This is a genomic window from Kitasatospora sp. NPDC088160 (genome assembly GCF_044741445.1).
In the GTDB taxonomy this organism is placed as follows: Bacteria; Actinomycetota; Actinomycetes; order Streptomycetales; family Streptomycetaceae; genus Kitasatospora.
This window is the reverse complement of sequence record NZ_JBIUSS010000010.1, coordinates 96,329-119,836: the sequence shown is the minus strand read 5'-3', so window position 1 is coordinate 119,836 and position 23,508 is coordinate 96,329. Positions and strand designations below refer to the sequence as shown.

Sequence of the window (23,508 nt, the reverse complement as noted above, 5' to 3'; positions counted from 1 at the left end):
CTTGGGTAGGCTCCAGGGATGGCTGAACACGAGGGAAGCGTGCGGGTGGACAGCTGGATCTGGTCGGTCCGGCTCACCAAGACGCGGGCGCTGGCGGCCGCCGCCTGCCGGGCCGGGCACGTGCGGGTGAACGGCGAACGGGTCAAGCCGGCCCAGGCGCTGCGCGCCGGGGACGAGGTGCGGGTCCGCGAGGAGGGCTACGAGCGGGTCGTCGTGGTGCAGAAGCTCATCCGCAAGCGGGTCGGCGCGACGGTGGCGGCGGACTGCCTGGTCGACAACAGCCCGCCGCGGCCGCCGCGCGAACTCGTCGCGACGGCCGGCGAGCGGGACCGGGGCGCCGGGCGCCCGACCAAGCGGGAGCGGCGCGACCTCGACCAGCTGCGCGGGCACTGACCCCGCCGGAACGCGGTGTCCGCGCGTCCCGCTCAGTGCGCGGTGTCGGCGAGCACCTTGGCGAGGAAGGCCTCCAGGTTCCCCACCGTCCGGTCGATCTGCCGCTCCAGCGGCAGCGACTCGTCGGGCCTGGTCACCAAGGCGGACTTCTTCAGCCCGCGCACGTACAGCGAGCAGGCGAGGTCGGCGCAGATGTACGTGCCGACGGTGTTGCCCTCCCGCCCGGCCGCCCCGGCCCGGCGGGCGGCGAGCAGCGCGACGCCGGAGCCCGCGTGCGCGGTGATGCACAGCGAGCAGACGTTGGTCTTGGTGAGGCTGCGGCGGACCGTCGGCACCCGCAGCGTCACGCCGACCGGCTCACCGTCGTACGACGCCACCAGGTAGGCCCGGTCGGGCGCGCCCTGGTCCCGCCAGCCGAGGAAGTCCAGGTTCTCCCAGGGCAGTTCCGCCAGGCCCCGAGGGAGGTTGAGTCGACGGGCCTCGCCCTTGGAGCAGTTGACGAAGGACGCGCGGATCTCGTTCTCGCTCAGGGGTTCCATGTCGCGGAAGCTAGCACCGGCCCGCCCGCGCTGTCGTGCCAATTTCTCCCGGTACGTACCGGGGCGGGTCGCTGACGGTCCGTCGCCCACCAGGGTGCACGCCGGAGTGGGTGACGGGCTGTCAGTGGCTGAGCCTAGTGTTCGTGGTGTGCGAGGCCGGTCCCGGCGCAGGAGGGAGGCGTCGGGGCCGGACCGCCTCGTGATCCGGGGCTACCGCCTGAACGCGACGCCCGCGTAGGCGGAGACGTCCTGCCAGCCTTCGGGGAGTTCGGTGGTCGGGACGTGGCCGGGGGTGGGGCGCCAGAGCGGGAGTTGGACCAGGCCGGGGCCGGCGAACTCGAAGTCGCCGAAGAAGGGTTCGACGCCGGCGCGCGGGCGCAGCACCAGGGGGGCGCTGGCGCTGCGGTAGATGCGGGTGCCTTCGGCGGCGCTCTCCCGGGAGGCGAAGTCGGGGCTGCCGTGGGAGAGGATCAGCGCGCTGCCGGGGGCGAGCGCGTCGCGCAGGGTGCGGACGATCTGCTGGGCGCCGTCCTCGTCGCGGATGAAGTGCAGCACGGCGACGAGCATCAGCGCGACCGGCCGGGACAGGTCGACGGCGGCGAGCAGGCCCGGGTGGCCGAGGATGGTGGCCGGGTCGCGCAGGTCGGCCTCGATGACCGAGGTGTGTCCGGCGGGGTGGCCGGCCAGCAGGGCGCGGGCGTGGGTGGCGACGATCGGGTCGTTGTCGACGTACACCACCCGGGCGTCCGGGGCGACCCGCTGGGCGACCTCGCTGGTGGAGCCGACGGCCGGGATGCCGGTGCCGATGTCGACGAACTGGCGGATGCCCCGGCCGGCGGCGAACTCCACCGCGTCGCCGAGGAACTGCCGGTTGGTGCGGGCCAGCAGCGGCAGCGCGGGGTAGGCCGCTATGGCGGCCTGGGCGGCCTTGCGGTCGGCCTCGAAGTTGTCCTTGCCGCCCAGGTAGTAGTCGTACATCCGGGCGGTGTGCGGGACGCCGGTGTCGAGCTCGCTCGGCGGTTGCCAGTCGTCCGCTCTGGCCCAGTCCCAGTCGGTGCCGGTGGCCTCGCCGACGGCCGCGCTGTCCTCGTGCATCCTGTTCCGCCCCCTCTGCCGTGCTCACTGCCGGACATGGCACCGCCTCGGCGCCCGGCGGGCCCGCCCGGTACCACGGGGGTGACCCCGCGTCCGGCCCGGCCACCCTCCCGTGGCGTGCGGTGCGCCGTGATCGTATCCGACGACACGCCGGTGAAACACCGGCAGTTCAGGTTTACGCAACGCCCGGACGGTGGTGTGTGTGCACGTCAATGGCGGTACCGGGGCGCTCCTCGGATCGCCGTGGGTGGCCACCGTCTCTATGCTGACTGCCGATGACTGCCGACCGCCGCACCGTACTGCGCACCGCCGTCCAGCTGGCCGCCCTGACCGCCGCCAGCGGGTTCCTCAGCGCGTGTGCCTCCGGCACCCCGCGCCGGGCCGACGCCGGGGTGCTCGCCGTGCACCCGGGCACCCTCGACCCGCAGCACACCACCGACCCGGCCTGGAACGGCGGCGAGGGCCCGGCCTCCCCCGTGCCGTCCGCCCCGCCGGAGCCGCAGCCCATCGGGGCCGACCCGACCGCCGGTACCGACCCGGCCACCGGCGCGGAGCCGGCCGCCGGGGCCGCGACGCCGCCGACGCCCCCGCCGACGCCGCCGGTGCTGCCGCCGCTCGCCGCCGGCACCCCGGTCGAGGTGGTGAACGGGCCGCGCACCAGCAAGTTCGTGGCGCTGACCTGCCACGGCAGCGGCGATCCGAAGCAGGCCACCGCGCTGCTGGAGGCCGCCGAGCAGCGCGGCATCAAGCTGACCGTGATGGCGGTCGGCAGCTGGCTCGACCAGCAGCCGCAGATGGCCCGCCGGATCCTGGACGCCGGCCACGAGCTGGGCAACCACACCCAGAACCACCTCGACCTCTCGACGATGACGGCCGCCCAGGTGCACGACGAGATCGCCCAGTGCGCCGAACGGCTGCAGCGGCTCACCGGCTCGATCGGCCGCTGGTTCCGCCCGTCCGCCGCGCAGTACGCCACCCGGACGGTGCGCGAGCAGGCGAAGGCGGTCGGCTACGAGCACGTGCTGTCCTTCGACGTCGACCCGCGCGACTACAACGACCCGTCGGCCGCCGAGTTGCAGCGCCGGGTGCTGAAGTCGGTGCGCGGCGGATCGGTGGTCGCCCTGCACATGGGCCACCAGTGCACGGTGGACGCGCTGCCGGGCATCCTGGACGGTCTCGCCAAGGCGGGCCTGAAGCCGGTGACCGCCAGTCAGCTGTGCGCCTGACCGCTCTTCGTGGCAGGCCGTCCGAGGGGCACGCCGGCCGAGGGGCCCGTTCAGCCCATCGGGTCGTCCGCCTTGTACGGGCGCATCCGCAGCGTCCGGGCGTCCGCCGCGCGGATCTCCGCGGCCCGGTTGACCAGCTCCTCCAGGTCGTCCCGCCCGGCGTGGATGAACCGGCCGTGCAGGCCGTCGAAGCGGCCCCGGGCGGCGTCCACGGTGACCGCGACCATGTACGGGATGGAGCCCCAGGTCGTCGTGTCCTTGAACATCGGCATCGCGGCGGTCATGTCGGTTTCGACCGCGCCGGGGCTGATGTCGAGGATGACGATGCCGTGGCGGGCCAGCGAGTCCGCCATGTTGTCGGAGAGCTGGAGCAGCGCCCCCTTGGAGGTGGCGTACGCGGTGTAGTCGCCGTCCGGGCGCAGGGCGAAGCCGGAGTTGAGGTTGACCACCCGGCCGCGCTCCCGGGACACCATGCCGGGCAGGACGCAGCGCAGCAGGTTGTAGGGGCCGCGCAGGTTGGTCTCGATCACCTGCCACCACTGGTTCGCGTCGGTCTCCCAGAGCGGCACCTCCGCGCGGTCGACCAGGCCGGCGTTGTTGATCAGCAGGTCGATCGGGCCGAGGTCGCGTTCGACGACCCGGACGGCCTCGCGGACGGCGCCGGCGCGGGTGACGTCGGCGGTGACGGCGACGCCGCGGGAGCCGTGCCGGGCGCACTCCTTGAGGGTGTCGGTCAGCGTCCCGTGGGTGCGGCCGACCAGGCCGACGGCCATGCCCTCGGCGGCCAGGCCGATGGCGATCTCCCGGCCGATTCCCCGGCCCGCGCCGGTGATCAGGCCGACCTGTCCTGCGAGCGATCCCGTCGGCACCGTGTGCTCCCTTCCCGTCCCCGGCCCCCGTCTGCGGCATTCTTCCGGCCGCCGCACGGGCGCGGCCCCGGGCGCACGGGCGGCGGGCCCGGCCTCACCCGTTCGGACGACGGCTCGCACTGGCACCCGGCCGGGGAGGGGGTGACCTACTGGCCGGTACGGAGTAGTAACGTCGTCGGGACGGTGACCGGTGCACCCATTCCGGCACACCGGCCCGTTGACCAGCAGCTCGCTGGGCCACCAGTTCGCTGGGCGATCCCCAGCACCACCGAAGGGCAACTGAGTGAGTGACATCGCGCGCGTCGGAGTGATCGGCTGCGGCCTGATGGGGTCGGGCATCGCGGAGGTCTTCGCCCGGGCCGGGCTGGACGTCCTGGTGGCGGAGGCCAGCGGCGAGGCGCTGGAGTTCGGCCGCACCCGGCTGACCAACTCCCTGGACACGGCGGTCAAGCGCGGCAAGCTGAGCCCGGAGCTGCGGGACGAGGCGCTGGCCCGGCTGACCTTCACCGTGGACCTGTCCGACTTCGCCGACCGCGACCTGGTGGTCGAGGCGGTCGCCGAGCGCGAGGACATCAAGGTCAAGATCTTCCAGACCCTGGACCAGGTGGTCGAGCGCCGGGACGCGATCCTCGCCTCCAACACCTCGTCGATCCCGATCGTGAAGCTGGCCGCCGCCACCTCCCGCCCCGAGCAGGTGATCGGCCTGCACTTCTTCAACCCGGCGCCGGTGCAGAAGCTGGTCGAGGTCATCCCGACGCTGACCACCTCGGCGGTGACCACCGAGCGGGTCGAGGCCTTCGCCTCCCAGGAGCTCGACAAGGAGCCGATCCGCGCCCGCGACCGGGCCGGCTTCGTGGTCAACGCGCTGCTGGTGCCCTACCTGCTGTCCGCGGTGCGGATGTTCGAGTCGGGTGTGGCCACCGCCTCCGACATCGACAAGGGCATGGAGGCCGGCTGCGCCCACCCGATGGGCCCGCTGCGGCTGTGCGACCTGATCGGCCTGGACACCATCGTCTCGATCGCCGAGTCGATGTACGACGAGTACAAGGAGCCGCTGTACGCGGCTCCCCCGCTGCTCTCCCGGATGGTCGACGCGGGCCTGCTGGGCCGCAAGTCCGGCCGTGGCTTCTACGACTACACCGCGAGCGCCTGAGCACCGGCCGGTGGACGGCGGCGGGGCCCGGGAGCGATGTGCCGCTCCCGGGCCCCGCTTGGCGTCCCGTCAGCTGTTGATGGCGTAACTGTCGCCGTAGACCTTCCACTTGAGCGGCGGGTTGAGGTCGAAGTTCTTCGCGTTGAGGAAGACCGACTGCTCGGTGTCGACCCGGCTGGTGTCGGAGTGGGCCTGCTCCTTCTTCATGACCACCTTGCGGGCGTCCAGGAAGGCCTTGAGGTAGGTGGCCTCGTCGCCACCCTGGGCGGGGGTCTTGGCCTTCTTCAGGGCGGCGGCGCGGATGCCGCCGAAGCTGTCCGAGCTGTTGCCGGGGCCGTGCATGACGATGGCGTCGTAGTAGGCGAACTGGCCGAGCGCGCGCAGGCCGTCGGACTTGGCCTGGTTGACGGCGGGGTTGAAGTACACCCGGTCGCGCTCGTCATTCTGGGCCTGCTGGAAGACCGTGTCCTTGGCGGCGGCGGCCCAGTCGTTGACGAAGGGGGTGCCGAGGCCGGCGTGCGAGGCGCTGCCGTTGACCTTCTTCAGGGCCGGCAGGTACTTGGCGAGGACGTTGCCCGGCTTGAGGTCGGTGTAGTGCTGGACGAGGTCCAGCATGTCGCCGGTGCCGGAGCAGAAGCCGATGATGCCGCCGGTGTAGCCGCGCCCGTCGCCGATGTCCTCGATGTACTTGTACTGGGCCTTCCAGTCCAGCGAGGAGTTCTCCGCGCTGGACACCAGCTGCATCGCGATGTCCTTCTTGTGCGGGTCGTCCAGCCCGACTCCCTTGAGCTGGACGGACGTCGCGGACGGCGGCGCGGCGGTGGCGGCGCCGGCGGCCGCGACCGTGAGGGGGGCGGCCACCAGGGCGGCGGCGAGGGCGATGCGGAGGGCATGGTGGTGCTGGGGACGCATACGATGCTCCGTTTCCTCGGGGGGTTAGGAAACTTTCCTAACGAGAATTAAGGCCCTCCTTCCCTGTCCCCGCAAGGGTTTTGACAAAGTCTCTTCAAGGCTCTTCAAAGGCGCAGGTCAGACCACAGGCCCAGGGGCGGGCTCCGGGCAACGCGAAGGGCCCCGTCCGGACCGAGGTCCGGACGGGGCCCTGGGGCCTGACGGGATCAGGCGCCGCGCAGCACCGCGCCGGTGCGGGCGACGGCCTCGGCGACGGCCGCCTCGCGGGCGGCGGTCGCCTCGTCGGCGGTCAGCGTGCGGTCCGCGGCGCGGAAGCGCAGCGCGTACGCCAGCGACTTGCGGCCCTCGCCGACCTGCTCGCCGGTGAAGACGTCGAACAGCCGGATGGCCTCCAGCAGTTCGCCCGCGCCGGAGCGCAGCGCGGCCTCCACGTCGGCGGCCGGAACGGCGGCGTCGACGATCAGCGCGACGTCCTGGGTGGCCACCGGGAAGCCGGAGACCGCAGGGCCGTTGACCTTCTCGGCGCCGTCCGCGGTGAGCAGGTCGACGTCGATCTCCATCGCGCTGGTGCGGGCCGGCAGGCCGAGCGCCTTGACGACGCGCGGGTGCAGCTCACCGGCGTGGCCGACCACCCGGTCGGTGCCGGTGACGACCAGCTCGGCGCAGCGGCCCGGGTGCCACGGCGCCCGCTGCCCCTGCCGGACGGTCAGCTCGACGCCGGCCGCGCGGGCCACCGTACGGGCCGCCTCGACGGCGTCCGCCCAGGACGCCACGGCGCCCTGGCCCCACCAGCCGGACGGCAGCCGCTCACCCGCGAGGGCGACGGCGACCCGGCGCGGCTGGTCCGGCAGCGCGGCGTCCAGCGCGGCCAGCTCCTCGGCGCTCGGCCGGCGGTCGACGGCCGGACGCGGGGCCACGGACAGCTCGTCCTTGGGCAGGAAGACGGTGCCGGTCTCGTAGATCGCCAGGTCGGTGTTGCCGCGGCCGACGTTGCGGCGCAGCGAGCCGAGCAGGCCCGGCAGCAGCGTGGTGCGCAGCGCCGGCTCCTCGTCGTTGAGCGGGTTGACCAGCTTGACGGTGCGCCGACGCCGGTCGTCCGGCTCCAGGCCGAGCGCCTCGAAGGCGCTCTCGCCGAGGAACGGGTAGTTGTTGACCTCGACGTAACCGGCCCCGGCCAGCGCGACGCCGATCCGGCGGTGGACGCGCTGGGCCTCGGTCAGGCCCTTGCCCGGGGGCACGTTGGGCATCCGGGCGGGGACGTTGTCGTAGCCCTCCAGCCGGATGACCTCCTCCGCGAGGTCGTACGGGTCGGTGAGGTCGGGGCGCCAGGTCGGCGGGGTGACCTCCAGGACGTCGGCGCCGGCGACCGAGCAGCCGATCTCCTGCAGGCGCCGGGTCACGGTCTCGCGGCCGTACGCGGTGCCGGCGACCCGGTCGGGCAGGTCGGCGGAGATGGTGATGGTGCGCACCGGGTGCGGGGCGGCGATGTCGGTGACCCCGGCCTCGGCGGTGCCGCCGGCGATCAGGACCAGCAGGTCGACGGCGCGCTGGGCGGCGGCGCGGGCGGCCTCCGGGTCGACGCCGCGCTCGAAGCGCTTGGACGCCTCGGAGGGCAGCTTGTGCCGCTTGGCGGCGCGGGCGACGGCGACCGGCTCGAAGTGCGCCGCCTCGATGATCACCTCGGTGGTGCCCGGGCCGGCGGCCGGGTCGAGGATCTCGGTGGAGGCACCGCCCATGACGCCGGCCAGGCCGATCGGGCCGCTGTTGTCGCAGATCAGCAGGTCCTCGGCGGAGAGCTTGCGCTGCACGCCGTCGAGGGTGGTGAGGCTCTCGCCCTGCTCCGCCCGGCGGACCGTGATCGGGCCGCTCACGCGCTGCTTGTCGTAGGCGTGCAGCGGCTGGCCGACCTCCAGCATCACGTAGTTGGTGATGTCGACGGTCAGCGAGATCGGGCGGATGCCGGCCTTCTGGAGGCGGCGCTGCAGCCAGATCGGGGACTTGGCGGTCGGGTCGATGCCGACGACCGTGCGGGCCACGAAACGGTCGCACCCGGCCGGGTCGTTGACCTTGACCAGGTAGCCGAAGGAGTTGGCCGGCGGCACGTCGAGCAGCGCCGGGTCGGCCAGCGGCAGCCCGTACGCGGCGGCGGCCTCGCGGGCGACGCCGCGCAGCGACAGGCAGTAGCCGCGGTCCGGGGTGACGGCGATGTCCAGCACCTCGTCGACCAGCTGGAGCAGCTCGATCGCGTCGGTGCCGGGCTCGAACTCCGGCGGGAGCACGATGATGCCGTCGTGGTCGTCGCCCATGCCGAGCTCGCGGGCCGAGCAGATCATGCCGGCCGAGGTGCGGCCGTAGGTCTGGCGGGCCGCGATCGGGAAGGGGCCGGGCAGCACGGCGCCCGGGAGCACCACGACGACCTTGTCGCCGACGGCGAAGTTGGTGGCGCCGCAGACGATCTCCTGCGGCTCGCCGGTGCCGTTGGCGTCGCCGACGTTGACGAGGCAGTGCCGGATCGGCTTCTTGAAGCCGGTCAGCTGCTCGATGGAGAGCACCTCGCCGACGACCAGCGGGCCCTTGAGGTCGCCGCCGAGCTGCTCGACGGTCTCGACCTCCAGGCCGGCCCGGACCAGGCGCTCCGCCACGTCACGGCCGGTCTCGCCGGCCGGCAGGTCGACGTACTCACGCAGCCAGGAAAGCGGGACGCGCATCAGATCTCCATCCCGAACGGGAGGGTGAAGCGCACGTCACCCTCGACCATGTCGCGCATGTCGGCGACGTTGTGACGATTCATCAGGATCCGCTCCAGGCCCAGGCCGAAGGCGAACCCGCTGTAGCGGTTGGGGTCGACGCCGCAGGCGACCAGCACGCGCGGGTTGACCACGCCGCAGCCGCCGAGCTCGATCCAGCCCTCGGAGGAGCAGGTCCGGCAGGGGCGGTCCGGGTTGCCGACGCTCTCGCCGCGGCACACGAAGCACTGCAGGTCGATCTCGGCGCTCGGCTCGGTGAACGGGAAGTACGAGGGGCGCCAGCGCAGCTCCAGGCCGCCGCCGATCAGCTTCTCGACCAGCACCTCGATGGTGCCCTTGAGGTCGGCGAAGGTGATGCCCTCGTCCACCGCGAGGCCCTCGACCTGGCGGAACACCGGGGTGTGCGTGGCGTCCAGCTCGTCGGTGCGGTAGACGCGGCCGGGGCAGACCACGTAGACCGGGGGCTCGCGGTCGAGCAGGGTGCGGGCCTGGACCGGGGAGGTCTGGGTGCGCATCACCACGCCGGAGTCGGCGGAGCCGTCCGGGGCCTGTACGAAGAAGGTGTCCTGCATCGAGCGGGCCGGGTGGTCCGGGCCCAGGTTGAGGGCGTCGAAGTTCAGCCACTCGGCCTCGGCCTCGGGGCCCTCGGCGACCTGGTAGCCCATCGCGACGAAGGTGTCCTCGATGCGCTCGGCCAGGGTGGTCAGCGGGTGCCGGGCGCCGCGCGGGGCACGGTCGTACGGCAGCGTGACGTCCACCGCCTCCTCGACCAGCACGCGGGCGTCGCGCTCCGCCTCCAGCTCGGCCTGCCGCTTGGCGAGGGCCTTGTTGACGGCGCCGCGGGCCTGGCCGATCAGCTTGCCGGCGGCGGCCTTGGCGTGCGGGGGCAGGGCGCCGATCTCGCGGTTGGCGAGGGAGAGCGCGGAACGGTCGCCGGTGTGGGCGACCTTGGCCTCCTTCAGCTCGTCGAGCGTGCTGGCGGCGGCGAAGGCGGCGACGGCCTCGTCCCGCGCCTGCTCCACCACCTCGGGCTTGAGGGCCTCGACCTCGACCGGGTCGTACGACTTGTTGGGTGCCGACATCTCTATCTTCCCGTGCTCCTGCTCGTCCGTGCTCAGGTAAGGGTGGCTCTCCCCTGCGGTACGCCCGGTGTGGCCGGGGCACGGGCAGCCGTTCTCCGTACGACGGGGAAGAGGGGTGTCCGCGGCTCAGCCGCACAGGGCGTCCCACAACGCCAAAGGTCGAGTGTAGTCGCAGCGCGTAGCGCGGCTGCCTGGAAGCCCGTCCAGCGGGACCGCAGAGCATGCGTTCATGCTCTTTCAGAGCATGCCCCGCTCGTCGTCATGCTCCTTCAGAGCATGCTCTGCTTGTCGTTCATGCTCCTTCAGAGCATGCTCTGCTTGTCGTTCATGCTCCTTCAGAGCATGAAGTCCGGAACGCTGGCGGGCAGGATAAATCGGAACCGGGCGCCGCCGCAGGGGGCCCGGTCGACCCGGATCGAGCCGCCGTGGGCCTCCACGATGCCCTTGACGATGTACAGGCCCAGGCCGGTGCCGCCGCGCTTGGAACCGCGCCAGAAGCGGGTGAAGACGCGCGGCATCGACTCCTCGGGGATGCCGCTTCCTTCGTCGCTCACGGTGACCGCGGTTCCTTCCACGATGCGGGGAGGGGTGCCCGAGCGCTCCCAGAGGGGCGCCTCGACGACCTCCTTGGCCGGTGCCACCTCGATCGTGACAGTTCCCTCGCCGTGGCGCACCGCGTTTTCCAGCAGGTTGGCCAGCACCTGGTCGACCTTGTCCGGGTCGGCCCACAGGACGGTCAGCGACTCGCTGATCCGGACGTCGAAGCGCTCCTCGGGGATGCCGGTGGCGACCTTGCGCTCGACGTGCCGGCGCACCGCGGCGGCCAGGTCGACCACCTGCTTGCGCAGTTCCAGCCGGCCGGCGTCGATCCGGGAGATGTCCAGCAGTTCGGCGATCAGCCGGGTGACCCGGTCGGCGTCGGCGTCCACCGTCTCCAGCATCAGCCGCTTCTGCCCGTCGGTGAACCGCTCCCACTTGGCCAGCAGCGTCGCCGTGAAGCCCTTGACGCTGGTGAGCGGCGAGCGCAGCTCGTGGGCGACGGTGGCGATCAGCTCGGCGTGGCTGCGCTCGGTGCGGCGCCGGGCCTCGGTGCCGCGCAGCGCGATCACCACCCGCTGCGGCGGCCCCAGCGGCACGTCCCGGACGTACCGGGCGGAGACCAGCACCTCGCGGCCGCCGGGCAGCAGCAGGTTGCGCTCCGGCTGGCCGGTGCGGGTGGCCAGGCCGCCGTACGGGTCGGTCAGCTGCCACCAGCGGCGGCCGTCCAGGTCCTCCAGCGGGAGGACGTCCTCCAGCCCGCTACCGAGCGCGGCCTCCGGGGGCAGGCCGGTGAGCCGGGCCGCGGCCCGGTTGAAGCAGACCACCCGGCCCAGCGCATCGGCGACCACCAGGCCGTCCGGTAGGTCGTCCGGGTCGAGCTCTGGCCCGCTGCCGACCATGGGTGTCCTCCCCGATTACCCACCGTGCCGTTCCCCCCACAGAGGCAGACCCTAGCGCCTCGCAGCCCCCTGTAGTAGGCCCTCGGCCGGTGGCGCCGGGAGCGTGCGGGTCAGGCGTTCGAGCGGCAGCCGCCGGGCGAGCGCTGCGCCCGGGCCGAGGCGTACAGGCAGACGGCCGCGGCGGTGGCCAGGTTGAGGCTCTCGGCGTGCCCGTGGATCGGGACGCGCACGACCTCGTCGGCCAGCGCGCGGGTCTCCTCCGGAAGCCCCCAGGCCTCGTTGCCGAACACCCACGCGCCGGGCGCGCCCAGGGTGCCCTCGTCGAGCTCCTGGTCCAGGTCGCGCTCCCCCGCGCCGTCCGCGGCGAGCACCCGGACCCCGGCCGCGCGCAGCTGCGCGACGGCCTCCTCGACCGGTACGCCGACCGCCACCGGCAGGTGGAACAGGCTGCCGACGGAGGCCCGGACGGCCTTCGGGTTGTACAGGTCCACCGAGGCGTCGGTGAGCACCACGGCGTCCGCGCCGGCCGCGTCGGCGGTGCGCAGCACGGTGCCGGCGTTGCCGGGGTCGCGGACGTGGGCGAGGACCGCGACGAGCTTGGGGCGGGCCTTGAGCACCTCGGCGAACGGGGTGTCGATGAAGCGGCAGAGCGCCACGATGCCCTGCGGGGTCACCGTGTCGCAGATGTCGGCGATCACCTCGTCGGTGGCGGTCAGCACCGGCAGCCCCTCGGCCAGCGTCGCCTCGACGATGGCGGCGTGCCGCTCGGCGGCCTCCGGGGTCACGTACACCTCGACCACGGCGTGCTCGGCCGAGCCCGGCAGCTGGCCGAAGGCGACGGCCTCCCGGACGGCCTGCGGGCCCTCGACCAGGAAGCGGCGCTCCTTGGTGCGCTGGTTCCGCTTGGCGAGCCGGCGGGCGGCGACGACGCGCGGCGAGCGCAGGGAGGTGAGCAGGGGGGTGTCGGTGCTCGGCATGGTCTCGTTCTCTGTGGCGGGCGGCGCTGAAGATCCGGGGAAACGCAGAACCGGACCCGCAGGGAGCCTGCGGGTCCGGTCAGAGCTCGACTGATCTCGGAAGATCAGGCGGCGTCGGCGGCAGCCTTGGGGGCGTTCACGTCGGCCGGCAGCGCCTTCTGGGCGACCTCGACCAGCGACGCGAACGCGCCCGGGTCGTTGACGGCCAGGTCGGCCAGCATCTTGCGGTCGATCTCGACGCTGGCGGCCTTCAGGCCCTGCACGAAGCGGTTGTAGGTGATGCCGTTGGCACGGGCCGCAGCGTTGATGCGCTGGATCCACAGCTGACGGAAGTCGCCCTTGCGCTTCTTGCGGTCGTTGAAGTTGTAGACCAGCGAGTGGGTGACCTGCTCCTTGGCCTTGCGGTACAGGCGCGAGCGCTGGCCACGGTAGCCGCTGGCGCGCTCCAGGATGACCCGGCGCTTCTTGTGGGCGTTGACTGCCCGCTTGACGCGTGCCACTTGATTACTCCTTGGGTTGGACCACGGACTACTTCACGTGGTCCGTCATTCGAATGGGTCGGGAAGGATCAGCTGCCCCGCTCACGGCTCGCACCGGGCGGGAGGGCGATCACTTGCCGAGAAGCTTCTTGATCTTCTTGGCGTCAGCGGGGGCCAGCTCGACGGTCCCGGCCAGCTTGCGGGTCAGCGTCGAGGGCTTGTGCTCCAGGAGGTGGCGGCGGCCGGCGCGCTCGCGGAGCACCTTGCCAGAGCCACTGATCTTGAAGCGCTTGCTGGCGCCACTGTGCGTCTTCTGCTTCGGCATTTCGCCGTATCTCCTCGTCGGTCCCGTCCGCGCCCGCGCGGCCTGCGCCACGCGGGCGTGAACTGGATGGATCTGTGTGACCGGGCGGGGCGCCCCGTCACCTTGGGGCCGGTCTCCCGGGCCGCCCTGGCCGGTGAAGGCTCAGGCGCCCTGGGAGGCGGCCGGCTGCTCGACCGGAGCGTCGGCCTCGACGGCCGGTGCCTCGGCCGGGGCGTCCTCTGCCTCGGTCGCCTCGTCGTCGGCGACCTCGTCGTCGGCGACCTCGTCGTCGGCGACCTCGTCGTCGACCAGCAGGTCGTCGTCCACCAGGTCGTCGTCCGCGGCGGCGTCGGAGCCGGGGGTACGGCCCTGACGCTCGGCCTTGCGGGCGTCGGCGAGGGCGCGGGCCTCGGCCATCGCCTCGGTCTTCTTCTTGTGCGGGCCAAGAACCATGATCATGTTTCGGCCGTCCTGCTTCGGCGACGACTCGATGAAGCCCAGGTCCTGGACGTCGTCGGCGAGCCGCTGCAGCAGGCGGAAGCCCAGCTCGGGGCGGGACTGCTCACGACCACGGAACATGATCGTGATCTTGACCTTGTCGCCCTGCTTGAGGAACCGGACGACGTGACCCTTCTTGGTGTCATAGTCGTGCGGGTCGATCTTCGGCCGGAGCTTCATCTCCTTGATGACCGTGTGCGCCTGGTTCTTGCGCGCCTCACGGGCCTTCATGGCCGACTCGTACTTGAACTTGCCGTAGTCCATGAGCTTGCACACCGGCGGCCGGGCGGTCGCCGCGACCTCGACCAGGTCAAGGTCGTACTCCTGCGCGAGCTCCAGCGCCTTGGCAAGCGGCACGATGCCGACCTGCTCGCCGCTGGGACCGACGAGTCGCACCTCCGGGACGCGAATCCGGTCGTTGATGCGGGGCTCGGTGCTGATGGGGCCTCCTCGGTTGCACCTTCTGCGATGCGGCCGTCGGACGGCGGACGCACGTAGTGGACTCGACCACTGGGCGGGGCTTCATTCGTGCTGCGCTGCCCGGCACCTGTTCGGCACCGTGTGCACCGCGACACGAAAAAAGCCCCGCTCGGTACAAGCGGGGCTCCACACAATCCGGGGGCAACACCCTGGTGAGGAGCGCTGCTGCGACTCGGCGCCGTGGCGCCCGTCGCGGACCGGGACCCGTCGACCCTGAGGTCGACCAGGTGGGAGACTTTCGCGGTTGCCCTCTCGGGCCTCCTGGGTGGAGCCTCCTCTTGCTGGCCAGGTGCCCATACGGGATCCCGGCCGGTCAGTCTCGAAGCATACAGCGCTGCGGAGTCGAACGCTATTCCGCCCCACCTCACCACCTTTGTCCGCCTCCGGAAGGGCCCTTGTACGCTCCAGGGGTACGGACACCGGCACGACGGAACGAGCCCCCCTTGAGCAGCGAGCCCACCAAGACCCCCGGCGCGGACGACGACGCGATCGGCTTCGACGACCTCACCCGGGACATCGCCGAGGTCCCGGCCGTCGAGGTGATCACCACCGTCGCGGTGCACCTGATGAGCGCCGCCGCGGTCAAGTGCGGCCTGGCCGAGGGCGGGGACAAGGACAAGGACCTCGACGAGGCCCGCAAGCTGATCACCGCGCTGGCCGGACTGGTCACCGCCGGCGCCCCGGAGATCAGCAACTTCCACGCGGCGCCCCTGCGGGACGGCCTGCGCTCGCTGCAGCTGGCCTTCCGCGAGGCCTCCATCGTCCCGGACGCGCCGGGCACGGGCCCGGGCGAGAAGTTCACCGGGCCGGTCTACTCCTGACCCGGACGCGACTCGGGGGCGGTGCGTCACGCGACGCACCGCCCCCGACGCACTTCCTACGGCTCCCCACCGCTCCCTACCGCCTGTAGAGCGGCTCCCCCGGCAGCTCCGCGCTCGCCGGCAGCACCGCGAGGTCCAGCCCCCGGTCCAGCCGCACCCGCAGCACCGGGTCGGCGGCCACCGCCCGCCCGACCCGCTGCACGGCCGCCTGCAGCCCGTCCTGCTCCAGCGCCGGGTCGAACACCACCGCGAGCACCCCGTCCGAGCCCTCCGAGGCCGCCAGCAGCCCGGTGAGCACCTGCGGCTCGGCCGCCAGCAGCCCGCGGACCGCCTCGCGCACCTCCGGGTCCCGGACCGGCGGCAGGAACGGGCGGTTCTCCGCGAGCGCCCGCAGCCGGGCGCCGCTCAGCTGGAAGGGCACCGGCCCGGCCGGGTCGACCAGCAGGGTGTCGGCGCGCTCGGAGAAGGCCACCATCGCGGCCTGCGGGGCCGCCGTCGGCGCCGGGCGGGCGTCGGCACGCCAGCGGGCGAGCGAGTCGAGCGAGGTGAAGGCCGGCAGCGCGCGGCGCCCGTCCGGGGCCTCCAGCACCGGGACGGCCATGTCGCTGGTCTTCTCGTGCTGGTGCCCGTGCTCGTCCACCTCGACCTCGCCGAGGATCGCGACGATCGGGACCATCAGCCGGGTGGGGGTCAGCGCCGCCAGCACCTCCGGCTCGGCCGCGCGGTCCTGCGACCAGCGGGCGAGGGCCTCGGCGAGCGCCGGGTCTGCGGTGCCGTCGTCGTCGGAGAAGCCGGGGTTCGGGATGCCCTTGCCGACGAACGCCGGGTTGGAGAAGTCTTTGCGGTCCACCCGCCCGACCCTATGCCACCGCGCGCGAGCCGCCCCATTTCCCCGCACGCGGGGGCTACCCACCGGTAGTGCGGTGTGGCACCCTGCGCCCATGGTGATCCTCGACGCACCCGCGACCGCTCCCGCTCCGGTCTCCGACCGCCTCCGGTACGACCGGGCCACCGCGCACCTGGACGGTCCGGTGGCCGTCGTCGACCTCGCCGCCTTCGACGCCAACGCCGCCGACCTGGTGCGCCGGGCCGCCGGCAAGCCGATCCGGGTGGCCAGCAAGTCGGTGCGCTGCCGGGCGCTGCTGGAACGCGCGCTGGCCGTGGACGGCTTCGCCGGGGTGATGAGCTACACCCTCGACGAGTCGCTCTGGCTGGCCCGCACCGGCGTGCGCGACGTCCTGCTCGCCTACCCCTCCGCCGACCGGGCCGGGTACACCGAGCTGACCGCCGATCCGGCGCTCGCCCGCGAGGTCACCGTCGTCCTCGACGACCCCGCCCAGCTGGACCTGATCGACAAGGCCCGCGGCGGCGACGCCGAGGTGCGGGTCTGCCTGGAGCTGGACACCGCGCTGCACCTGCTCGGCGGGCGGGTCCGGGTGGGCGCCCGGCGCTCCCCGCTGCGCACCCCCGAGGACCTCGGCGCCTTCGCCGAACTCGTCCAGCACCGCCGGGGCTTCCGGGTGGTCGGCCTGATGGCCTACGAGGGGCACGTCGCCGGGGTGGGCGACCAGGTGCCCGGCCGGCCGCTGCGCTCGCAGCTGATCCGGCTGATGCAGGCCAGGGCCAGGACCGAACTGGCCGAGCGGCGGGCGGCCGCGGTCCGGCGGCTGCGGCGGGTGGCCGAGCTGGAGTTCGTCAACGGCGGCGGCACCGGCAGCGTGGAGTCCACCGTGGCCGAGCGCGCGGTCACCGAGGTCGCGGCCGGCTCCGGGCTCTACCTGCCCCGGCTGTTCGACAACTACCGCTCGTTCCACGGCCGTCCGGCCGCGCTGTTCGGCCAGCCGGTGGTGCGCCGCCCCGGCGTCGGCGTGGTGACGGTGCTCGGCGGCGGCTACCCCGCCTCCGGCGCGGCCGGCCCGGACCGCTCGCCGGTGCCGTACCTGCCGCAGGGGCTGCGCTACGACCCGATGGAGGGCGCCGGGGAGGTGCAGACCCCGCTGCTCGGCGCGCCCGCGGACGACCTGCTGATCGGCGACCGGGTCTGGTTCCGGCACGCCAAGGCGGGCGAACTGTGCGAGCGCTTCGCCGAACTGCACCTGATCGAGGGCGATCGGATCGTCCGGACCGTCCCGACGTACCGGGGCGAGGGGAAGGCGTTCCTGTGACCGGTCGGCGGCCGGCGGCGGCCTGACCGTCCGAACGGCCGTCCGACGACCTTTCCGGAGCCTTAAGCGGGCCCGATGGAACGCCTAACCCGGCCGTTCCGTCGGGCCTTTGCCCTGTTCGGGGGCCTACAGTCCGTCAGAAAGCGTGGCATGCGCGACTATTGCCAGCTGGTCCAGACCAATCATACGCTCTGGCCAGGGGTCCGCGGTCCGGGCCGGCGGCCCCCGAACGGGCAGGCGTGTCCGCTCCCCCCACACTCGCCCGGAACGACGGTCAAGGAGTCCCCACCCCATGTCCATCAAGCGAAGTGCCCTGTCCGTCGGCGCGGTCGGCGCCGCGGCCCTCGCGGTGGCCGTTTCCACCGCAGGCACCGCCAGCGCCCACGGCACCATGACCAACCCGGTCAGCCGGGTCGCCGCCTGCTACGCCGAGGGCCCCGAGCACCCGGTGTCCCAGGTCTGCAAGGACCTCGTCGCCGCGAGCGGCACCCAGCCGCTGTACGACTGGAACGAGGTGAACATCGCCAACGCGGCCGGCAACCACCAGTCGCTGATCCCGGACGGCAAGCTCTGCTCGGCCAACCGCGACAAGTACCAGGCCCTGGACTGGCCGCGCACCGACTGGCCGGCCACCGCGGTCAAGGCGGGCGCCTTCACCTTCCAGTTCCGCACCACCGCGCCGCACGTGGGCACCCAGACCGTCTACATCACCAAGCCGGGCTACGACGCCACCAAGCCGTTGAAGTGGTCGGACCTCGACCCGACGCCGGTCGCCCAGGTGCAGGTCGACCGCACCGCCACCAACGGCTTCTACACCTACGCCGGCACCCTGCCGCAGCGCACCGGCCGCCAACTGCTGTACACGGTCTGGCAGCGCAGCGACAGCCCGGAGGCGTTCTACAGCTGCTCCGACGTCGACTTCGGCGCGGCCACCGCGGCCGGTGCCCCGGCGGTTCCGGCGCTCGCCGCGCAGGCCCCGGCCGCGCCCAGCGACGCGCAGATCGCGGCCGACGCGCCCAAGTCCACGGTCGCCCACCACGGCCACGGCGGCGACCCCAACTCCCCGGCCGGCGCCGTGATCCCGACCGCCGCCGCGGCCGTCGGCACGTCGGCCACCGGCCCGCTGCTGCTGGCCGGCGCCGCCGCGATCAGCGTCGGCTGGGCCGGCATGGTGCTCCGGCGCCGTCGCATCGAGGCTGTTCGACGCGACTCCTGACGCCGGACGCGGGGCCGGGGCGGCCAAAACCCCCGTCCGGCCCGGTTCCGCGGCTCCACCCCGTCCGGAACGAACGGCGGCGGCCCACCCGGAGAGTGCTCTCCGGGTGGGCCGCCGCCGTGTGAGGAGCGGGTGGCCCAGGTGCTGGTGCCGCTCAGGTGCTGGTGCCGCCGGTGCCACCGGTGGCGCCGCCGGGAAGCCCGCCGCCCGGGATGGACGGCAGCTTGCCCTTGAAGTCGGCGATGCCGTTGACGATGGTGTCCATCAGGCCGAGGTCCGGCGCCTTGTCGGCGATGTCGAAGCCGAAGTGCACGGAGATCAGCGTCTTGCCGTCGGTGGACGGGAAGACCACCGTCTGCACGTAGCCGTTGTTGCCCTTGGGAGCGTCGACCTTCCAGCGGACCAGGTAGCCGTCCTGGCCGTTGACCTTGACCGCCTCGGACTTCAGCTCCTGGTGCCCGGTGATGGCGCCGTACGAGTCCTTGGCCGCCTTCTCGATGTCGGCCTTGGCGGCGGCCTGGGCGTCGGTGCCGCCGCCGTCGATCCGGCCGGTGGTCACCCCGCCGAGGGTGCACGATTCGCTGCCGTCCGGGCAGGTGTAGGCGCCGACCGTGAGCGCGGCGTAGCCGTCGCTGGTGTAGCCGCCCTGCCAGCCGGAGGGGACGGGCAGGGTGAGCCCGTTCACCAGGTCGATCGCGTTCCCGCCGCCGGGCCTGGTCTTGCCGCTGCCGCCGTTCCCGTTCCCGCCGGGCCCGCCGTTGCCACCGGTCCCGTTGCTGCCGTCGCCGCTGCCGCCGTTGTTGCCACCGTTCCCGTTGTTGCCGTTCCCGTTCCCGCCGTTCCCGTTCCCGCCGAGGCCCGGGAAGCCGTTCCAGGGGCCGTTCTCGCCGTTCGGCACGGCCTGCCGGGCACTGCGCTGCGGGCGGTTGTCGCTGTGGCCGTCCATCGCCAGGTAGGTGATCCCGGAGCCGGTGCCCAGGCCGAGCAGCGCCGCGACGGTGGCGGCGATCACCATCGGGGACGGCCGGCGCCGGGGCTTGCGCGGCGGCGGCGCCTCGGAGCCGTAGGCGGTGCCGAAGGGCGGCGGCTCCGGGTAGCGGACGGTCGGCCCGCTGTCCAGCACCTCGCCCTGCAGCACCGTGGGCTCGTCGGCCGGCCCCGGCCCCGGAGCCCCGGCCGCCGGGGGTACCGGCTCCGGGGCGTCCGAGGGTGCGGGCCGGGTGCTGGCCGTCCAACCCCTGCCGTCCCACCAGCGCTGCGGCCTCGGGTCGCCGCCGGTGTCCTTCGGGTCCGGGTACCACCCGGCGGGAATCTGCTCGCTCACAACAGAGAATCTAAAGGCACGCGGATAAACGCGAAATCAGCGCGGCCTCGAATTCCGGTGGTTTTCGATGAGATTACGGTGAGAAGGGGTGCGTCGGGCACGCTCAGGACCGTCGCGCCCGCCCGGGGCTACAGCGGGGTCACGTAGGCGCCCGAGATGCCGCCGTCCACCAGGAACTCGCTCGCCGTGATGAAGGACGAGTCGTCGCTCGCCAGGAAGGCCACCGCGGCGGCGATCTCCTCGGCCCGGGCGAACCGGCCCAACGGGATGTGCACCAGCCGGCGGGCCGCCCGCTCCGGGTCCGTGGCGAACAGCTCCCGCAGCAGCGGGGTGTCCACCGGCCCCGGTGACAGCGCGTTCACCCGGATCCCCTCCCGGGCGAACTGCACGCCCAGTTCCCGGGACATCGCCAGCACCCCGCCTTTGGAGGCGGTGTACGAGATCTGCGAGGTGGCCGCGCCCATCCGGGCCACGAAGCTGGCCGTGTTGATGATCGAGCCCCGCCCGTGCCGCCGCATGTACGGCAGCGCGGCCTTGCAGCACAGGAACACCGAGGTCAGGTTGACCTCCTGGACCTTGCGCCAGGCGTCCAGGCCGGTGGTCAGGATCGAGTCGTCCTCCGGCGGCGAGATGCCCGCGTTGTTGAACGCGACGTCCACGCTCCCGTACGTCTCGTACGCCTCGTCGAACAGCGCCTCGACCATGTACGGGTCGGTGACGTCGGTGTGCACGAACAGGCCGCCGACCTCCTTCGCGGCCGCCCGCCCGGACTGCTCGTCCACGTCCGCGCAGACCACCTTCGCGCCCTCCGAGGCGAGCCGGCGGGCCGCCGCCAGGCCGATCCCGCTGCCGGCGCCGGTGATCACGGCGGTGCGGCCGACCAGGCGGCGGCACACCGGTGCGTCGTTCTCCGTCATCGGCTGCTACTCCTCGCTGTGGATGAAGACGTTCTTGGTCTCGGTGAAGTGGCGCAGCGCGTCCGGCCCCAGCTCCCGGCCGATCCCGGACTCGCCGTAACCGCCGAACGGCGTCCAGTACCGCACCGAGGAGTGCGAGTTGACCGACAGGTTGCCCGCCGCGACGCCGCGGGCCAGCCGCAGCGCCCGGCCGAGGTCCCTGGTCCAGATCGAGCCGGACAGGCCGTAGCGGGTGGCGTTGGCCAGCCGCAGCGCGTCCGCCTCGTCGGTGAACGGCAGCACGGCGGCGACCGGGCCGAAGATCTCCTCGGTGACCGCCGGCACCTCCGGGTCGGTCGGCGCGATCACCGTCGGCGGGTACCAGTAGCCGGGCCCGTCCGGCACCGCGCCGCGGGCCAGCACCGGCAGGTCCGGGGTGACGTAGGAGGCGACCCGGCGCACCTGGGCGGCCGAGATCAGCGGGCCCAGCCGGGTCTCCGGGTCCGCCGGGTCACCGGTGCGCAGCGCCTCGACGGCGGGCAGCAGCAGCGCCAGGAAGTCGTCGTACGCCTCCCGCTGGACCAGGATCCGGCTGCGGGCGCAGCAGTCCTGGCCGCTGTTGTCGGCGAAGGACATCGGGTCCGCGGCGCGGGCCAGGTCGGCGTCGGCGAAGACGATGCTGGGGCTCTTGCCGCCCAGCTCCAGGGTGACCCGCTTGGCCCGGGCCGCGCAGCGGGCGGCCACCTCCTTGCCGACCACGGTCGAGCCGGTGAAGACGATCTTGCGGACCGCCGGGTGGTCCACCAGGGCCCGGCCGGTCGTCCCGCCCGGGCCCGGCAGCACCTGGAACAGGCCCTCCGGCAGCCCTGCCGCCAGGGCGAGTTCGGCCAGCCGCAGTACGGTGAGCGGGGTCGCCTCGGCGGGCTTGAGCAGGACGGCGTTGCCCGCCGCCAGGGCCGGCGCGAAGCCCCAGGCGGCGATCGGCATCGGGAAGTTCCACGGCGCGATCACCCCGACCACGCCGACCGGCTCGTGGAAGGTCACGTCCAGGCCGCCGGCCACCGGGATCTGGCGGCCGGTCAGGCGCTCCACTCCCCCGGCCGCGTACTCCAGCAGGTCCCGGACGTTGCCGGCCTCCCAGCGGGCGTTGCCCACGGTGTGGCCGGCCTCGCGCACCTCCAGTGCGGCCAGTTCCGGCACGTGCACCTCGACCTGGTCGGCGAACCGGCGCAGCAGCCGGGCCCGTTCGCCCGGTGCCAGCGCCGCCCAGGCCGGCTGGGCCTTCGACGCGCGCTGGACCGCCGCGTCCACCTGCCCTGCGGTGGTGTCCGGGACGGTGGCGAGCACCTCTCCGGTGGCGGGATTGCGGACGGTGCTGACGGTGGGGTCGGTCATCGGCCTCACATCCGTTCGAAGGATCGGTAGCGCTCCCAGTCGGTGACGGTGCCGTCGAAGGCGCACTGCTCCACCCGGGCCATGTTCAGGTAGTGCTCGACCACGTCGTCGCCGAAGGCCACCCGGGCCAGCTCGCTGTCGGCCCACAACTCCGCGGCCTCGCGCAGCGAACCGGGCACCCGGGCGTACTCCTCGACGGCGTAGGCGTTGCCCAGGCACGGCGCCGGCAGCTCCAGCTTCCGCTGCAGCCCGTGCAGGCCGGCCGCGATCATCCCGGCCACCGCCAGGTACGGGTTGACGTCCCCGCCCGGCACCCGGTTCTCCATCCGCAGGCCCGGGCCGTGGCCGACCACCCGGTAGGCGCAGGTCCGGTTGTCCCGGCCCCAGGCCACCGCCGTCGGGGCGAACGAGCCCTGGCGGTAGCGCTTGTAGGAGTTGATGTTCGGCGCGTACAGCAGGCTGAACTCGCGCAGCGCCGTCAGCTGGCCGGCCAGGAAGTGCCGCATGGTGTCGGTCATCCGGCCGTCCCGGTCGGCGAAGGCCGGCGCGCCCACCGCGTCGCGCAGCGACAGGTGGATGTGGCAGCTGTTGCCCTCGCGCTCGTTGTACTTGGCCATGAAGGTCAGCGCGCACCCCTGCTGCGCGGCGATCTCCTTCGCGCCCGTCTTGTAGACGCTGTGCTGGTCGCAGGTGGTCAGCGCGTCCGCGTAGCGGAAGGCGATCTCGTGCTGGCCGAGGTTGCACTCGCCCTTGGCCGACTCCACCACGAGCCCGGCGCCCGCCATCTCGTTGCGGATCCGGGACAGCAGCGGCTCGACCCGGGCGGTGCCCAGCATCGAGTAGTCCACGTTGTACAGGTTCGCCGGCGTCAGGCCGCGGTAACCGCCCAGCCAGGCCTGCTCGTAGGTGTCCCGGAACACCAGGAACTCCAGCTCGGTCCCGATGTCGGCGGCCAGCCCGTACTCCGCCAGGCGCGCGATCTGGCGGCGCAGCAGCTGGCGGGGGGCCGCGTCCACCGGGTGGCCGCCGTGCCGGGCCAGGTCCGCGGTCACCTGCGCGGTGCCCGGCTGCCAGGGGGTCAGCCGCAGGGTGCCGAGGTCGGGGCGCATCGCGAAGTCGCCGTAGCCGGTGGCCCAGGAGGAGAAGGCGTAGCCGTCGACGGTGTTCAGGTCGACGTCCACGGCGAGCAGGTAGTCGCAGGCCTCGGCGCCGTGCTCGACCACCTCGTCCAGGAAGAAGCGGGCGGCGAAGCGCTTGCCCTGCAAGCGCCCCTGCATGTCCGTGAACGCCAGCGCCACGGTGTGGACCTCGCCGGTGTCCACCAGCATGCGCAGTTCGTCCAGGGTCAGCGGCGCCCGGGGCGGCACGCCCGCGGCGGCGTTCTCGGGCATGACGGAACCCTCCACGATCACTCTTCGAGTTCAAGCGGTCACAGCGAACCGTACGGCCTGCGGCGGACGGCGCGGAAGAGGGCGGGCAGGTGTGGCGCGCCGACATG

The 23,508-nt window shown here is 73.1% G+C and carries 22 protein-coding genes; 6 read left to right on the top strand and 16 right to left on the bottom strand.

Going from position 1 to position 23,508, the window contains the following annotated elements; genetic code table 11:
• The first annotated feature begins 18 nt into the window (after positions 1-18).
• Positions 19-393 carry a S4 domain-containing protein gene (locus ACIOGZ_RS17265; RefSeq protein ID WP_363627458.1) on the top strand — a complete coding sequence of 125 codons (375 nt, stop codon included), beginning with the start codon at positions 19-21 and terminating at the stop codon, positions 391-393.
• Between the two features lie 32 nt (positions 394-425).
• Here the strand turns inward: ACIOGZ_RS17265 and ACIOGZ_RS17260 are convergent, their stop codons facing one another.
• Positions 426-932, bottom strand: a complete 507-nt coding sequence (locus ACIOGZ_RS17260; protein WP_363627457.1) for an FBP domain-containing protein — start codon at positions 930-932, stop codon at positions 426-428.
• Between the two features lie 210 nt (positions 933-1,142).
• Complete coding sequence (locus tag ACIOGZ_RS17255) at positions 1,143-2,027, bottom strand: SAM-dependent methyltransferase (protein ID WP_400986341.1); 885 nt, start codon at positions 2,025-2,027, stop codon at positions 1,143-1,145.
• 275 nt (positions 2,028-2,302) lie between these two features.
• Between ACIOGZ_RS17255 and ACIOGZ_RS17250 the strand changes: the two genes are divergently transcribed.
• Positions 2,303-3,253, top strand: a complete 951-nt coding sequence (locus ACIOGZ_RS17250) for a polysaccharide deacetylase family protein (protein WP_400986339.1) — start codon at positions 2,303-2,305, stop codon at positions 3,251-3,253.
• Between the two features lie 50 nt (positions 3,254-3,303).
• On the opposite strand, the gene ACIOGZ_RS17245 is transcribed toward ACIOGZ_RS17250, so the two are convergent.
• The gene (locus ACIOGZ_RS17245; protein WP_350877926.1) at positions 3,304-4,122 is read right to left on the bottom strand and encodes an SDR family oxidoreductase; all 819 of its coding nucleotides are present in this window, start codon (positions 4,120-4,122) and stop codon (positions 3,304-3,306) included.
• A gap of 283 nt (positions 4,123-4,405) precedes the next feature.
• Here ACIOGZ_RS17245 and ACIOGZ_RS17240 point away from each other — a divergent pair, with 283 nt between their 5' ends.
• Positions 4,406-5,275 (top strand): 3-hydroxybutyryl-CoA dehydrogenase, encoded by an 870-nt coding sequence (locus ACIOGZ_RS17240; protein WP_400844134.1) that lies wholly within the window; start codon positions 4,406-4,408, stop codon positions 5,273-5,275.
• A gap of 69 nt (positions 5,276-5,344) precedes the next feature.
• Here the strand turns inward: ACIOGZ_RS17240 and ACIOGZ_RS17235 are convergent, their stop codons facing one another.
• The 8 genes from ACIOGZ_RS17235 to infC form a co-directional block, all read right to left on the bottom strand.
• Complete coding sequence (locus ACIOGZ_RS17235) at positions 5,345-6,187, bottom strand: chitosanase (RefSeq protein WP_363583812.1); 843 nt, start codon at positions 6,185-6,187, stop codon at positions 5,345-5,347.
• 206 nt (positions 6,188-6,393) lie between these two features.
• Positions 6,394-8,895 (bottom strand): phenylalanine--tRNA ligase subunit beta, encoded by a 2,502-nt coding sequence (gene pheT / locus ACIOGZ_RS17230; RefSeq protein WP_363583814.1) that lies wholly within the window; start codon positions 8,893-8,895, stop codon positions 6,394-6,396.
• On the bottom strand, positions 8,895-10,016 hold the full coding sequence (gene pheS / locus ACIOGZ_RS17225) for a phenylalanine--tRNA ligase subunit alpha (RefSeq protein WP_363372880.1): 1,122 nt from the start codon (positions 10,014-10,016) through the stop codon (positions 8,895-8,897). Before pheS ends, pheT begins: the two co-directional genes overlap by 1 nt.
• A gap of 335 nt (positions 10,017-10,351) precedes the next feature.
• Complete coding sequence (locus ACIOGZ_RS17220) at positions 10,352-11,455, bottom strand: ATP-binding protein (protein ID WP_363583816.1); 1,104 nt, start codon at positions 11,453-11,455, stop codon at positions 10,352-10,354.
• A 110-nt stretch (positions 11,456-11,565) separates the two neighbouring features.
• The gene (locus ACIOGZ_RS17215) at positions 11,566-12,432 is read right to left on the bottom strand and encodes an RNA methyltransferase (RefSeq protein WP_350877932.1); all 867 of its coding nucleotides are present in this window, start codon (positions 12,430-12,432) and stop codon (positions 11,566-11,568) included.
• A 104-nt stretch (positions 12,433-12,536) separates the two neighbouring features.
• The gene (gene rplT, locus ACIOGZ_RS17210; protein WP_030055649.1) at positions 12,537-12,932 is read right to left on the bottom strand and encodes a 50S ribosomal protein L20; all 396 of its coding nucleotides are present in this window, start codon (positions 12,930-12,932) and stop codon (positions 12,537-12,539) included.
• 109 nt (positions 12,933-13,041) lie between these two features.
• Entirely contained in the window at positions 13,042-13,236 is a 195-nt protein-coding gene (gene rpmI / locus ACIOGZ_RS17205; protein ID WP_030055648.1) for a 50S ribosomal protein L35, read from the bottom strand.
• Positions 13,237-13,377: 141 nt separating this feature from the next.
• On the bottom strand, positions 13,378-14,154 hold the full coding sequence (gene infC, locus ACIOGZ_RS17200) for a translation initiation factor IF-3 (RefSeq protein WP_363583961.1): 777 nt from the start codon (positions 14,152-14,154) through the stop codon (positions 13,378-13,380).
• A 482-nt stretch (positions 14,155-14,636) separates the two neighbouring features.
• Between infC and ACIOGZ_RS17195 the strand changes: the two genes are divergently transcribed.
• A complete protein-coding gene (locus ACIOGZ_RS17195) occupies positions 14,637-15,014 on the top strand; it encodes a DUF1844 domain-containing protein (RefSeq protein ID WP_350877933.1) in 378 nt (125 codons plus the stop codon).
• 76 nt (positions 15,015-15,090) lie between these two features.
• On the opposite strand, the gene ACIOGZ_RS17190 is transcribed toward ACIOGZ_RS17195, so the two are convergent.
• Positions 15,091-15,864, bottom strand: coding sequence for an SseB family protein (locus ACIOGZ_RS17190; RefSeq protein ID WP_363583818.1), 774 nt, complete (start codon positions 15,862-15,864; stop codon positions 15,091-15,093).
• A 91-nt stretch (positions 15,865-15,955) separates the two neighbouring features.
• Between ACIOGZ_RS17190 and ACIOGZ_RS17185 the strand changes: the two genes are divergently transcribed.
• Positions 15,956-17,179, top strand: a complete 1,224-nt coding sequence (locus tag ACIOGZ_RS17185) for an alanine racemase (RefSeq protein ID WP_400986336.1) — start codon at positions 15,956-15,958, stop codon at positions 17,177-17,179.
• 292 nt (positions 17,180-17,471) lie between these two features.
• Complete coding sequence (locus ACIOGZ_RS17180) at positions 17,472-18,395, top strand: lytic polysaccharide monooxygenase (RefSeq protein ID WP_400803675.1); 924 nt, start codon at positions 17,472-17,474, stop codon at positions 18,393-18,395.
• Between the two features lie 154 nt (positions 18,396-18,549).
• On the opposite strand, the gene ACIOGZ_RS17175 is transcribed toward ACIOGZ_RS17180, so the two are convergent.
• From ACIOGZ_RS17175 to ACIOGZ_RS17160, 4 genes are all read right to left on the bottom strand, one after another.
• Complete coding sequence (locus tag ACIOGZ_RS17175) at positions 18,550-19,719, bottom strand: DUF2510 domain-containing protein (RefSeq protein ID WP_400986334.1); 1,170 nt, start codon at positions 19,717-19,719, stop codon at positions 18,550-18,552.
• A 128-nt stretch (positions 19,720-19,847) separates the two neighbouring features.
• Positions 19,848-20,636, bottom strand: a complete 789-nt coding sequence (locus ACIOGZ_RS17170; protein WP_363583826.1) for a 3-oxoacyl-ACP reductase — start codon at positions 20,634-20,636, stop codon at positions 19,848-19,850.
• Positions 20,637-20,642: 6 nt separating this feature from the next.
• Positions 20,643-22,010 carry an aldehyde dehydrogenase family protein gene (locus tag ACIOGZ_RS17165; protein ID WP_400986332.1) on the bottom strand — a complete coding sequence of 456 codons (1,368 nt, stop codon included), beginning with the start codon at positions 22,008-22,010 and terminating at the stop codon, positions 20,643-20,645.
• 5 nt (positions 22,011-22,015) lie between these two features.
• A complete protein-coding gene (locus ACIOGZ_RS17160; RefSeq protein WP_363583830.1) occupies positions 22,016-23,401 on the bottom strand; it encodes a glutamine synthetase family protein in 1,386 nt (461 codons plus the stop codon).
• Positions 23,402-23,508 lie beyond the last annotated feature (107 nt).